Origin of the sequence: Tindallia californiensis (assembly GCF_900107405.1) — a bacterium.
GTDB classification, from domain to species: Bacteria; Bacillota; Clostridia; order Peptostreptococcales; family Tindalliaceae; genus Tindallia; species Tindallia californiensis.
Genome location: NZ_FNPV01000001.1, coordinates 314,734 through 328,406, shown reverse-complemented (window position 1 = coordinate 328,406; position 13,673 = coordinate 314,734). Strand labels below are relative to the sequence as shown.

Below are 13,673 nucleotides of genomic sequence, written 5' to 3'. Positions count from 1 at the left end.
TGAAGTGTAAAAGATTTGGATCCCAATGAACAACTACTTAATTCAAAAATAGGAAAGTACTGAAAAATGAGTACTGGGCTTAAAAAGAGGAGAGAATCAGATGCTGGAAAAGAAAAAAATGAATCGAATAAATGAATTGGCCAAAATTTCAAAAGAAAGAAACCTTAATGAAAGCGAAAAAAAAGAACAAGAATCCCTTAGAAAAGAATATTTAGAAACCTTTAGGAAATCATTTAAGAAAAAGCTGGATAATATCGATATAGAATATGTGGACTAAAAGATACTTTCTTACAAGGAGTAGAGCAAATGAGTAATAACTATATTCATAACGCTGTGAAAATGAATCAAGTTCTCAATCGAATTTTTACGGCAATCGAAGAAAGTAAGGAAGAAATCTTTGAAATAACCGATAATCTTAGTAAAGAATGTTTTAGATTTGATGAAAAACTAGCAGAAATAAATCAAAACATTCAAAAGGTAATTCAGGATCAAACCGATTTAGAAAAGCTTGAAAAAAAGAGCAGGCGTTGGCTGGTAGATGTCAGTCGTGATTTTTCTAAACATAGTGAGCTGAAGATAAGGGAAGCATATGAATATGCAAACAACCTTCAGGTGAAGCTGATATTAAAAAGAAAAGAAGAAGAAAAACTGACCAATGAAAGAAAAGAGATTGAAGCTCACCTTAGAAATGCACGAAAAAATCTTGAAAAAGCAGAAAAGTTAGCGACTAAATTTAGTATTGCAATGGAATTTATGGATGGGAATTTAGAAGATTTTAATAATACCATTACGGATATTGAACAACGTCACCTTATGGGAAGAAAAATCATTCAAGTTCAGGAAGAAGAAAGGAAACGGGTATCCAGAGAGATTCATGATGGACCTGCTCAATCTTTCTCAAATATTTTGCTGAAAATTGATTATTGCGAAAAACTCATGAATAAAGATGTTGAAAAAGCTAAAGCGGAAGCACAGATTTTGAAGGATCTGGTAAGAGGCAGTACAAAAGAAATCAGAAAGATCATTTATAATTTAAGGCCAATGGCGATCGATGATCTGGGAATCGTGCCTACGCTTAGAAGATATTTGGAAGACTTTAAAAAAGAAACAAAGATAGATATCTCTTTTCAGGCATCGCCCCATTTCGAGACAGATGATTCAGTCCTTCAGCTTGCATTGTTTCGCATTGCACAAGAAGCCATGAATAATATTTATAAGCATTCAAAAGCTAACCATGTAGAAATACTCTTGGATCAAGAAACAAAATATATATCAATGGTGATAAAAGATAATGGGATAGGATTTAAGCCAGAAAGCATTCGAGGAAGCAGTGAAAGCGGTTTTGGTATTATCAATATGAAAGAAAGAGCAGAACTATTAAATGGCAATGTGAAAATTCAATCGGAACAAGGAACAGGAACCGTATTATTGGTAAAAATACCAACGACAGAAGACAAGGAGGATAATATTGATGGCCAAAATTAAGGTTTTGATTGCGGATGACCACTCTCTCGTTAGGCAAGGACTTATCCAGATTATTTCACTGGAAGATGATATAGAAGTAGTGGGAGAAGCTGGTGATGGAGAAGAATGCGTGCAAAAAGTGAAGGAAACGAAACCGGATGTTGTGCTTCTAGACATTAACATGCCTAAGATGAATGGGATCAAGGCCCTTAGAAAGATAAAAGATTTAGATAAGAGTATAAAAGTAATTATTCTTACCTTTCATGAAGAGATCGAATATTTATTCGAAACATTTAATTTAGGAGCCAATGGCTATATTGTAAAGGATGCGGAAAGCCGTATCTTAATTGATGGTATCAGGGAAGTTAATGAAGGCGTTTCTTATGTATATCCAACTATGGCCGAAGGTGATCAGCAACAGTTACATAAACTGAAACATTTTGAGCAGCCGAAGGAAATGATAGATCATAAGAAGATCAGCTTGACAAAAAGAGAATATGAAATCCTTACGCTAATTGCAGATGGACTAAATAATAGAGAAATAGCCAACACCTTATTTATTAGTGAAAAAACGGTAAAAAATCACGTTTCAAATATATTTAAGAAAATACAGGTTAATGATCGCACCCAAGCAGCCATTTATGCATTTAGAAATAGAATCAAGAGCGTATAAAGTTATTCGACTAACGAGTGTAATAAGGGTTAACATGGATTAAGACATCCTGAATACGTGCATCTTTTTCCATAATCCTTGCTTTGGCTCTACCTGCAACATTATGGCCATCCTCAACGGTTAGTTCTGGTAGCACACTGATCTTTAGATCGATGATCATCTTTGATCCATAATATCTAACGCGAAGATCGTCTACTTGCTTTACGCCTTCGACGTTGATAATGATTTCACTTAAAGCATTTAGGGTTTCGTTAGAAGGAGCCGTATCCATTAGTGAGGAGACTGCTTTTTTGTAGATTTGAACACCGGCACGGAAAATTAATATAGCAACGAAAAAAGCAGCAATAGGATCCATAAAAGGCATTCCCATTCTTGCTCCAAGAATACCAATTAATGCAGCAATAGAAGAAAATGCATCTGATCGGTGATGCCAGGCATCGGCTATAATAGCATCGCTATTAATTTCTTTTCCGACTTTTGCGGAATATCGATACATTAATTCTTTTGATAGGATAGAAAAGATCGCAATGTAGACAGCGACTGCTCCTGGGATAGTAATGTGGTTTGAAGTGAGAATCTGAAAACCTTTGTATCCAATACCGGCAGCTGTGATCATTAAAATGAAGGCGAGTATTTCGGATGTGATGGTTTCAGCACGATGATGACCAAAAGGATGGTTTTCATCTGCTGGTTGGTGAGCTATTTGCATCCCTTTTAGAAGAATAATGGTTCCAATTAAGTCGGAAGAAGAATGAAAAGCATCAGCAACCAGAGCGGTACTACCAGCCAAAAAACCGGCAACTAGCTTTGCGATCGTTAATGTGAGGTTTCCTAAGATACTAACGAGGGAAACTCTTTTTGCTTTTTGAAATCGCATTTCATCATTCATGATACGAACGCTCCTTAAAAGCCTGATTAAAAAAATATCCTTCGAATTATTCGAAGGATATTTCAGGCAAATGTGGTGCCGCGGAAGGGAATCGAACCCCCACGATGTTTCCATCGGCAGATTTTGAGTCTGCTGCGTCTGCCAGTTCCGCCACCGCGGCTCAACTACGCAGTATATCGTACCATATTATTTTGAGAAAGTCAATAACATTTCAAACCAGTCATTTACTGGGTGGCCTTAAACGTGGTACAATAGCTAAGGATCGACAGAATGAAAAAGGAGTGTCTGTCATGACAAATAAAAAAATGCTTATTATAGACGGGAACAGTTTAGTAAACAGGGCTTTTTATGCACTTCCGCCTTTAACAAATCGTGAAGGAATGCATACAAATGGGATTTACGGTTTTTTAACAATGCTTTTTAAGGTTCAGGAAGAAATAGTGCCGGACTATATTACCGTAGCTTTTGATCTTAAAGCACCAACTTTTCGGCATAAAAAATATACTGACTATAAAGCTGGAAGAAAAAAAATGCCTGAAGAACTGGCGGAGCAAATTGAGCCGCTAAAAGAAATCTTAGATGCTCTGGGGATTTATCGAATGGAGTTAGAGGGTTTTGAAGCAGATGATTTAATTGGAACGGTGGCTAAAATAGCAGAGAATGATGGATGTCATACCTACATTGTATCTGGTGATAAAGATGTTTTACAATTAGCGTCAGATAAAATCACCTTAATGATAACTAAAAAGGGGATTTCAAACATTGAAAGGTACGACCCGGCAAGAATTGTGGCAGATTTTGAAATTCCAGTAGAACGAATGATTGACTTGAAAGGACTTATGGGAGATAAATCTGATAATATTCCCGGCATCCCTGGTGTAGGCATTAAAACCGCAACAAAGCTGGTGAAAGAATTCGGATCTATCGAAAATATTCTTAATCAACAAGAAGCTATTAGTAACAAAAAGCTACAGGAAAAAGTATCTGAATATCAAGAACAGCTCATCCTTAGCAAAAAACTTGCGACGATTGAGACTGGCGTTCCTATAGAGCTTCTTTTAGAAGAAATGACACCGAGATCAATGAAACACAGCAAGCTTTTGGAACTTTTTAGGCAATACGAGTTCAATACTTTGCTGGATAAAGTATTGACAGATGAACGTTCAAATTCTGACGGGAAAGAAAAAGAACTTTTATCACAAATTACCAGTTTAAGATCATTGGAGAAAATATCTAAACAGGTTGAAAAGGGAGAACGTTTGTACTTCTATTCTTTGTCGAACAATGAACATGCACCGAATAATGAAGCTGTGGCGATAGGGTTTATGCTTGATAATAAAGAAGCTTCCGGATGGATTCATTACAAGGGTGATGATGAGGAATCCTTAGGGATGAAGAAGCTAATTGAAAAATGGCTCACAGAGTTTAATATAACGAAAATAACCCATGATCTTAAAAAGGAAAGCAGTTATTTAATGAATAGGGGAAAAGAAGTAGGCGAACCTTATTTTGATATTATGTTAGCAGACTATTTAATCAACCCCTCAAAATCAAGTTATCGATTGACTGATATGGCTGCGCAATATGAAGGGTTGGAGCTTGAAGAACCGGACGAATGGCTGGGAAAAGGAAAGAAAAAAAAGCAACTCCAAGATATAGAAGAAAGTAAGATGGCGGAATTATTATCGGATACAGTACATTTTATCCATCGGTGCTATCCGACGTTTAAGGATAAACTTAAAGAAGAAAAACTTGAAGAGCTCTATTATCAAGTGGAGCTTCCACTTACAGAAGTATTAGCTTCCATGGAAAAGGAAGGCATTGGAGTAGATCCAAAATACTTAGAAATATTAAGAGATAAATTTGATGAAAACATCAAACAAAACAAAGCATCTATTTTTGAGTCGGCAGGAGTGGAATTCAATATAAATTCGCCGAAGCAATTGGGTGAAGTGCTATTTGAAAAATTGAAACTACCTCCAATTAAAAAAACAAAGACTGGATTTTCAACGAATGCGGAAGTTTTAGAAAAGCTAAAAGAGAAGCATCAAGTTATTCCACTCATATTAGAGTATAGGCAGTTGTCGAAAATAAAAAGCACCTATATTGATGGACTTGGGGCTATTTTAAACCAAGAGAAAAAACGAATATACTCCACCTTTCATCAGGCAACTACAGCTACAGGTAGAATATCTAGCTCAGAACCTAATTTGCAAAACATTCCGGTTAAGACAGAAACTGGTCGTCAACTTAGAAAGGTTTTTGTAGCTCGGGATGGGTATCAGTTTATAGATGCTGATTATTCACAAATTGAATTACGAATTATGGCGCATCTTTCCGATGATGAGGGGATGTTAAAAGCGTTTCAAGAAGAGTCTGATATTCATACAAGGACAGCGGCACAAATATTTAATATTCCTGAAAAAGAGGTTACATCGATCATGAGAAGTAAAGCAAAGGCTGTGAACTTTGGTATTATTTATGGAATAAGCGACTATGGATTAGCGACAAACTTAAATATAACCCGCAATGAAGCTCAGAGTTATATCCAGGAATATTTTGAACAATATCCAGGTGTGAAAAAATATGTTAATGAGATGATTCAAGAAGGTGCCAGAGAAGGCGCTGTGCGTACACTAATGAACAGAATACGTTATATACCTGAAATACACTCTAAAAACTTTAACCAACGTTCTTTTGGAGAACGCTTAGCGATGAACACGCCGATACAAGGCACAGCGGCTGATATCATTAAAATTGCCATGGTTAAAGTGTATAAAAAATTAAGAGAGAATGATTATAAAGCAAAAATCATTTTGCAGGTACATGATGAGTTGATCATTGAAGCACCGGATGAAGAAGTGGAAGAGGTTTCTAACATTCTTAAAAGAGAAATGGAAAATACAATGACATTAAAAGTTCCACTTAAGGTTGATTTATCAGTGGCGAAAAACTGGTATGATGCAAAGTAGGTGTAAAGAAATGAAAAAAGTTATTGGACTGACAGGCCCTATTGGCTCAGGAAAAAGCTCAGTGTCCGAAATACTTAGGACAAATGGAGCACAAATCATTGATGCCGATATAATTGCTAGGAAAGTAGTTCAAAAGGGCACTGTGTTATTGAAAAAGCTCCAAAATACTTTTGGTTCGAATATCCTTGATCATGAAGGAAATTTGAATCGGAGAGCTTTAGGAAAATTAGTATTTGAAAAAGATGAGAAGAGGGAAATGTTAAACGAATTACTGCATCCTGCTATTATAGAGGAAGTTGAAAAATACCTAGAAGTATTTTTTAATGAGTCAAAAGCCATTGTTGCTGTCATTGATGCGGCATTACTTATTGAAACTGGGTTGGATCAGAAAGTTGACCAGGTTTGGTATGTGGATGCAGAAGTGGATTTGCGTATTAAACGAATTATCCAAAGGGATAAAATCGCTTTTAAGGAAGCTATGAATAGAGTGAAGGCTCAACCGGGACAGGTGGAAAATAAGAAAAAGTCACATATTATCATTGATAATAATGGAGATAGACATGGTTTAAGCAAACAAGTAGAACATTACTTTAATCAATTCATGGAAGAGAACCAATAAGAAACATATAGGAGGGTTTACGGTTGAAAAATAAAAAAATCATAAGCATCGTATCTATTTTAATGATCGCTTTTTTTATGATGGCGATAGTAGGCTGTGGAAACAAAGAAGCGGCAAAGGAAGAAAAGGATTCAAGTGAGCATGCAGCAGCAAGCTTTAATCCAGAGGATAGTGGTGCGTTACAGATTGCGGTTAGTAGACCAGGTAGTCTTAATCCGCTTTTTAACGGAAATGAAAGCTTAACGCAAATGTATCATTTGGTGTATGAAGGGCTTGTTACCTTTAATGAAAATCGCGAAATAGAGCCTAAATTAGCCAAAGAATGGGAATGGGATGAAAGAGGGCAAAGCATTACTTTTACATTAAGACCTAACGTTACATGGCATGACGGTGAATCATTTAAGCCAGAAGACGTTGTTTTCACAATCAATGCAATGAAAAATAAAGTTTCTAATTTAGACTATCCATTTGTTCATGCTGATATTATCAATCAAATTGCCGATGCAAGAAAAGTAAGTGACCATCAGGTCCAAGTTAGCTTTAGCCGGCCCTTTAGTGGAGGGTTAGAAGCCTTGGTTTTTCCAATACTACCTCAACACTTATTTGAAGGCGCTGGAAGTTCTTTGCTAGCATCAGATGATTTTCCAATCATAGGAACTGGTCGTTACCAGATCGTAGAACATGATACGTCGAGAGCATTCAAGTTAAGCCATTATACCAACTACTGGGGCGAGTCACCTTATATAAAAGAAATTGTTGTTTCAGTAGTTCCTGATCGTGAAGCAGCCATGTCGATGTTTGAAAGTGGTGAAATTGATATAGTAGAACCGCTCTCCATCGATTGGACAAAACATACGGACAGGGACGAAGTAACTGGAAAATCCTTTCTGTCCAATAAATATGAGTTTATAGGTGTAAACTTTACTAACGAATGGATGAATCGTAAAGAGTTGAGGCAAGCGATAGCTTATGCTATCGATAGAGAACAGATACTTCAACAACTATATTTCAATCATGGGATAGTAACGGATACACCGGTATTTCCGCATTCATGGCTATCAACCTCCGATGAACTCACTTACTCTTTTAATCAGGAGACGGCACGGCAAATGATTCAAGACCTAGAAATGCCGGAAGAAACAGTATTTACCTTATTAACCAATGAAGACAACCAGCTTCGTGTTGCTACTGCCCATGTAATTGCAGAACAGTTAAATGAGGCAGGTCTGGTGGTGGAAGTGGAGAAAGCTTCTTGGGAGGATCTTCAGGATAGAATTGAAGAAAGAAACTATGATTTGGTATTAGCTGGATGGCACCTATCCTTTTTACAAGACTTTTCCTTTGCTTTTCATTCAACACAAAGGGATGCGGGTAACTTTGTTCAGTACCAAAATGATGATATGGATGAAATATTAGAAAATATTTTTGGAGCAGCAAATCAAAATCAAAAACGAGAAGAATGGGGAAGATTCCAAAGGTTGTTTATTGAAGAAATGCCATACATCAGCCTTTTTTATAAAAACCATGCAATACTTCACAGAGAAACCTTAAAGGGAGACTTAGAGCCGAATGCTTTTAATTGGTTTAATGGAATAGAAAATGCTTACGTTGTGAAAGTGGAGACAGAGGATTAACTACATCAAATCTTCATATAAAAAAACCCGTTGAAGGAATCAGCGGGTTTTTTATATGAAGTGACTTATCATCCATTGATGGTGCGAGTGGCGGGACTTGAACCCGCACGTCCATAAGACACATGGCCCTCAACCATGCCCGTCTGCCAATTCCGGCACACTCGCAATGTGTTAATTGCTTTAGTAAAATCACTATAACAGTATACATTTTTAGCGATGAACTGTCAATGTCTAATCATCTACTGAAGGAGATGATCGATAATAATCTTTCTTGCTTCTGCCAGCATTTGATTTACAGCACCTGGATTTTCGCCACTTCCCTGAGCAATTTGATGATTTCCGCCGCCTTTGCCGTTTATGATATCTTTAGTTTCAGAAAAAACATTTTTCATAGAGAGGTGAGATGCGGAACTATAATTACCCATAATAATCCGGAAAGAAGGGCGAAGAACAGCTACTAAAAAAATAAGATTTTTGTAAGATTTCAGTTGGTTAATCAACTGATCTAGAGTAGCGGGATCAATATCTTCGAGGCTTACTTGTAATAATCTGTGTGAGCCAATCTTCTCAGAAGAATGATATAAACTTTCGGCTTTATAGTCGGCGAGCTCAGAAGAAATCCGGCGATTTTTTTGAAACAGTTCTTTTTTTTCGAGGGTTAAGTGATCAACAGCCATTTTAAGCTCCTGCCAGTTGACAGATAAGCTGGTGGACAAAGAACGCATTTCTTGATAGAGAGACTGGAAAAAAGTATTTGCTCTTTTTCCACTAATAAAAGTGAGGCGAAGACCATCTTTATGATTTTCACACTTTAATATTTTAATGAGACCGATCTCACCTGTTTGACGAGGATGAGTACCACCACAAGCACAGCGGTCAACATCCTTAACTTCAATGATCCTTAGATTTTCCTGAATGGAAGGTGAACTTGCATCCTTTCGAGTAGTGGCATTATTTTCAGTAAAAGCATCGGAAACAGTGGAAGAAACAGGTAAATTGGCTTGAATTAGATCGTTACACATGGTTTCCAAACGATCAATTTCGATAGGAGTTAAATTTTTATGATTGATATCGATCGTCACGTATTCCTCACCAAGATGAAACCCAACTGTTTTTGCCTGATAGTGTTTTTCTAATAAAGCAGAAAGTAAATGCTGGCCAAGATGTTGTTGCATGTGATCAAAGCGACGATTCCAATCAATAATTCCTGTGATCTCTTCTGATGGACTTAAAATAGCGTCTACAATATGCCAGATAACACCATTTTCTTCATAGACGTGAAGAACTGGATGGTCATTGATACTTCCTAAGTCAGAAGGTTGACCTCCTCCTTCTGGATAAAAAATAGTTGAATTTAGTTGTATTCGCATAAGCTTAGGATCAGAAGGTTCTTTTTCAACCTTTTGAATCACGTCAACAAATTCTGTGAGATAAGGATTATTCCAGTATTGTTTCTTGGTTATCATAAACGCTCCTCCTAGGTGATAAATATCATGTTCAGGACTGATCATCAACAATGTGGCCGCTGGTATACTGGTTGACTACCTGGTCCATTTTTTCATTAAAAACGCTTTGGTTGGGTTTCGCTTGGATTTTCTTAAAAATATCGTTTAGCTCATACAACAAGCCTTGGCGATAGTAGAATAGAAAATCCATATGAGTCGGATTTTCTTGCAATTTTTCTTCAACCAATTTAGCATCGGCATCTAAATGACCACTTGGTCGCAATGCGACGCCAATATTTTCAAGCGAGGGGCGATAACGCCGAACAATATCGACAATTTTCGTGCTATGATCGATACCTAATTCTTTTTCAAACTCCTTCAAACTGTCCAATGCCTGGTTATATTTGTTGAATAGCTCAACGATGATAGAAACCCAATCCTCTGTTTCCTCTTCACGTTCGTTTTTTTTGAATTTTTCCAGCGCATGATCTAATGCTTGTTCATGAGCATAAAACTTTTTATAGAATTGCTTTAGATCTCGAATTTTACCATAAAACATATCCGAAAACAAAAGGAAATTTTCGCTTGAGTTAGACATACTGCCTTGAATAGGATTTATTTTTTCTAATTTATCGACAGTAGAAACTTGTTGATTAGTATTTTTTCTATTGACATAATAAGTGGATATGCGATCTTTATTAACAGAAGAAATTTTAGACATAGGATTCACCCCTTCACTCTTATTATCGGTAATAACTGGTTAGATCATTACTGAAGGTACTAGTATATGTACCCAACGGAGGTACCAATTATTGACAGACTGTTTATGAAACTCTCCCCAAAACTAAAAATACCGCTTATTATGGTATAATAAGCGGTGAAAATAATGGATATAAGGAGACTATTATATGAACTCATCTGAATGGTTTGAAGTGTGTAGGAAAGCCGTAAAGGATATGACGAAAAAGCATGCCGTGGAAGCTGGTCCTGTTTTTTTATGGATCTTAGCTCGTTGCCTTGCAAATGCCGTAGATGAATCTCGAACAATTTCCCTACTAAATAGCTTGAAACAAGAAAACTGTAATGACCTTAGAAAAATGTTTGAAACCTTCGACCACTATGAAAGTCAGAGAATAGGAGATGATTTTCTGTGCAAGAATCAATTAGACGATATACCTCACATCACAGAGCTAGAAAGTTTTTATCAAGAAATACTAGGCAGTGGATATAAGGCGAAAACAGGAAGTTTCTATACAGATCAAGCAATGGCCTCTTTTATGGTAAAACAATCACTGGATGATTTAATTCAAAAAGACAGGCCTTCGTGCAAAGCGGAGTATATTGATAAAATAAAATCAATACGTATTGCCGATATTTCCTGTGGAAGTGGTGTTTTTTTGAGAGAATGCTATCGACACTTAGCGAGATTGCAGGCAGAAGTAGTCGATAACCATCAAGAATACACCCCTTGGGAAGCAAGCGCCCTTCATGTGTTCGAAAATCAGTTAACAGGCATTGAAAAAGAGCCAGAAGCAGCTGTATTGGCTGAAGTGTTGATTCGTCTGGAATTACCTCTGAGAGTTCAACAACACCTTCAACTATCTGTTTTTTGTGAAGATGGATTATTATGGGAACCACCTCAAGAAGAAATGTTTGATCTTATTATTGGAAACCCGCCGTATATAGGTGAAAAAGGAAATCAAAAGGTTTTCACCTACATCAAAGAAACAGAGTTTGGAAAACATTATTACGAACGAAGTATGGATTATTTTTACTATTTTATTTATCGTGGCTCAGAACTTCTGAAAGAAGGAGGAAGGTTATGCTATATCACCACCTCATACTTTGCAACGGCTGATGGGGCAAAAAAACTCCGTAAGTATATAAAGGAGGAACTGAAACCAAAGTGGATGATACAACTTGGTGACATGAAAGTTTTTCATCAAGCGAAAGGTCAACACAACTTGATCTATAGTTTATATAAAAAAACAGCAGAAGACAGCCAGGTGAAACTTCTGTTTCCTAACGCCAAGGACCAGCCTCCGGATAAGCTGTTTAAGGTATTGGAAAAAAATGGCATTGAAGGAGAAATTCCGGGGTGTTCATACCGCATTTTTGAAAATACAAATGATATTTTTGACACTCGAGGTCAGCTGCTGCTAAAGTACTCACCAATCGATAAATCAGTGCTGGATAGTATTATGAAAAAGACAGCCTACCGACTTAGTGATTTTTGTTATATTAATCAGGGGCTGGTTAGTGGAGCGGATAAAGTGACAGAAAAACATCGAGAAATTTGTCCGGAATGGAATAAAAACAAAGGAATATTTGTTTTGCAGAAGCAGGAGGTGGAAGCACTAAACCTTACGGACAAAGAAAAGCAATTTCTAAAGCCCTTTCATAAGAATAGCGATATTTTACCTTTTCGGGTCCGAAAGCGAGAAGATCAATATATTCTCTATATAACAGATAAGAATATGTTAAAGATAGAAGAATACCCTTCTATCAATCGTCATCTGGAAAGATATCAACCAATTCTTCAAAAGCGCCGTGAAGTTTATAAAAATATGAGGAAATGGTACTCTCTACACTGGCCTCGTAAGCAAACAATGTTTGAAAAGCCTAAGATTGTTGTACCACAACGTGCGACATACAATATGTTTGCCTGGTCAAAGGATAGTTGGTATGCAAGTGCTGATGTGTATTATATCCAGACTAAGCCGGAAGCGTGGTTTTCTCCTCTTTACTTAATAGGATGGCTGAACTCTTCCTTGTGCTACGCATGGTTTTCTTATTTTGGAAAATCAAAAGGAAAGGATTTAGAGCTATACGCTACTCCGTTAAAAGCAGTGCCTGTACCAACACCAAAGGATAGTGTGTCAGAAGAAAAAGTAGTTGCGTTGGTAAATGACTTGATGAAAGAAGACAATATTAGTGATGAACTTCGCAATGATCTATGGCAACGGCTAGACGACTTCTTTCTTAAATGGTATGATGTGAGCTGTGAGCAGGGGAACGCCATTAACAAAGAAGCCGCAAAAAGAAGGCTTGACATTCGACGAAGAGATTGGATCTAAATTTACTGGTGGCTGATGAGACCATACGTTGTATCCGTCACTATATAATACGATAGTTCCTTGAAGATCAGTTCTGTAGATCCAAACGCCACTTTCCTCTAAACGGTTGACAACTTCTGTACTGGGGTGTCCGTATTGATTGTTTATTCCGCAGGATATAAGGGCAACCTGAGGACTGACTACCTGCAAAAAAGCGGGAGTAGTGGACGTATTACTTCCGTGATGACCAACTTTCAATACCTCGGAAGCCAGTTTTTTAGAGGAGAACTGGTTCAAAAGGTCCCTTTCAGCTTCTGACTCTAAATCGCCAGTAAATAGAAAAGACATCTCTTGATGAGTAAGTCGAAGGACGACAGACCAGTTGTTTAAGTGCGAACCATAATGAACGCCCGTGTGAAGGATGTCGAAAAAAATTTCGTCTTCTAATGAGTGGCGGGATGATTTTTTGACAGGAAAAAGGGGCACATTGGTTGTAAAGGCTGTATCTAAAAAAGATTCGAATAGTTGACTTGTATGCGAAACTTCTGGAAGAATCAGATTTTCTACCGGAAACTCGTTCATTACGGTAACCAGCCCGCCGATATGATCTGAATGAGGATGGGTTGCAATTAAATAATCAATTTGTTGTATTTTTTCGCGTTTCAAATAGGCTACGACATCATCGCCGTATTGAGGAGAACCACCATCGATAAGGATGGAAGTTCCTTCTGGTGTTTTTATTAAAAAACTATCACCTTGGCCAACATCGATCATATGAACTGTCAAATAATCTGAATCTGATTTCCCAAAGCAGCCAAAGAATAGAATGCTGGCTGTCAGCAAAAGGAATAGGTATTTTATACGTATATTCATGGGGATAGGCTCCTATCTGTTATCGGAATGACCTGTGTTTCCGTCAAA

At 37.2% G+C, this 13,673-nt stretch carries 11 protein-coding genes and 2 tRNA genes; 7 read left to right on the top strand and 6 right to left on the bottom strand.

The genetic code is table 11. The features are described from left to right. The first annotated feature begins 100 nt into the window (after window positions 1–100). Genes BLV55_RS01535 through BLV55_RS01525 form a run of 3 tightly spaced genes read left to right on the top strand, consistent with a single transcriptional unit; the run spans window position 101 to window position 2,137 of the window. Window positions 101–277 (top strand): DUF896 domain-containing protein, encoded by a 177-nt coding sequence (locus tag BLV55_RS01535; RefSeq protein ID WP_093310278.1) that lies wholly within the window; start codon window positions 101–103, stop codon window positions 275–277. A gap of 29 nt (window positions 278–306) precedes the next feature. Continuing rightward, window positions 307–1,485, top strand: a complete 1,179-nt coding sequence (locus BLV55_RS01530) for a sensor histidine kinase (protein WP_093310276.1) — start codon at window positions 307–309, stop codon at window positions 1,483–1,485. After that, on the top strand, window positions 1,472–2,137 hold the full coding sequence (locus BLV55_RS01525; protein WP_093310274.1) for a response regulator: 666 nt from the start codon (window positions 1,472–1,474) through the stop codon (window positions 2,135–2,137). The genes BLV55_RS01530 and BLV55_RS01525 overlap by 14 nt, the downstream gene beginning before the upstream one ends. 10 nt (window positions 2,138–2,147) lie before the next feature. Here the strand turns inward: BLV55_RS01525 and BLV55_RS01520 are convergent, their stop codons facing one another. Together BLV55_RS01520 and BLV55_RS01515 are read right to left on the bottom strand one after the other, a co-directional pair. Continuing rightward, window positions 2,148–3,026 carry a cation diffusion facilitator family transporter gene (locus BLV55_RS01520; RefSeq protein WP_093310272.1) on the bottom strand — a complete coding sequence of 293 codons (879 nt, stop codon included), beginning with the start codon at window positions 3,024–3,026 and terminating at the stop codon, window positions 2,148–2,150. Window positions 3,027–3,099: 73 nt separating this feature from the next. Next, a tRNA-Leu gene (locus BLV55_RS01515) sits at window positions 3,100–3,186 on the bottom strand. Between the two features lie 130 nt (window positions 3,187–3,316). Here BLV55_RS01515 and polA point away from each other — a divergent pair. Genes polA through BLV55_RS01500 form a run of 3 tightly spaced genes read left to right on the top strand, consistent with a single transcriptional unit; the run spans window position 3,317 to window position 8,251 of the window. Continuing rightward, window positions 3,317–5,998 (top strand): DNA polymerase I, encoded by a 2,682-nt coding sequence (polA, locus tag BLV55_RS01510; RefSeq protein ID WP_093310270.1) that lies wholly within the window; start codon window positions 3,317–3,319, stop codon window positions 5,996–5,998. A 10-nt stretch (window positions 5,999–6,008) separates the two neighbouring features. After that, window positions 6,009–6,617, top strand: coding sequence for a dephospho-CoA kinase (gene coaE, locus BLV55_RS01505; protein WP_176968204.1), 609 nt, complete (start codon window positions 6,009–6,011; stop codon window positions 6,615–6,617). Between the two features lie 23 nt (window positions 6,618–6,640). Beyond that, window positions 6,641–8,251: an ABC transporter substrate-binding protein gene (locus tag BLV55_RS01500; protein WP_093310265.1), complete on the top strand. Its 1,611-nt coding sequence runs from the start codon at window positions 6,641–6,643 to the stop codon at window positions 8,249–8,251. A 79-nt stretch (window positions 8,252–8,330) separates the two neighbouring features. Here the strand turns inward: BLV55_RS01500 and BLV55_RS01495 are convergent. The 3 genes from BLV55_RS01495 to BLV55_RS01485 form a co-directional block, all read right to left on the bottom strand. Continuing rightward, window positions 8,331–8,416: transfer RNA gene (locus BLV55_RS01495), tRNA-Leu, on the bottom strand. Between the two features lie 74 nt (window positions 8,417–8,490). Continuing rightward, window positions 8,491–9,717 carry an alanyl-tRNA editing protein gene (locus BLV55_RS01490; protein WP_176968203.1) on the bottom strand — a complete coding sequence of 409 codons (1,227 nt, stop codon included), beginning with the start codon at window positions 9,715–9,717 and terminating at the stop codon, window positions 8,491–8,493. A 31-nt stretch (window positions 9,718–9,748) separates the two neighbouring features. After that, window positions 9,749–10,417 carry a hypothetical protein gene (locus tag BLV55_RS01485; RefSeq protein WP_093310259.1) on the bottom strand — a complete coding sequence of 223 codons (669 nt, stop codon included), beginning with the start codon at window positions 10,415–10,417 and terminating at the stop codon, window positions 9,749–9,751. Between the two features lie 187 nt (window positions 10,418–10,604). Here BLV55_RS01485 and BLV55_RS01480 point away from each other — a divergent pair, with 187 nt between their 5' ends. Then, window positions 10,605–12,773, top strand: coding sequence for an Eco57I restriction-modification methylase domain-containing protein (locus BLV55_RS01480; protein WP_093310257.1), 2,169 nt, complete (start codon window positions 10,605–10,607; stop codon window positions 12,771–12,773). Here BLV55_RS01480 and BLV55_RS01475 read toward each other — a convergent pair. Beyond that, the gene (locus tag BLV55_RS01475) at window positions 12,663–13,625 is read right to left on the bottom strand and encodes a ComEC/Rec2 family competence protein (protein ID WP_093310254.1); all 963 of its coding nucleotides are present in this window, start codon (window positions 13,623–13,625) and stop codon (window positions 12,663–12,665) included. The two genes, BLV55_RS01480 and BLV55_RS01475, sit on opposite strands and share 111 nt — an antisense overlap. Between the last annotated feature and the right edge of the window lie 48 nt (window positions 13,626–13,673).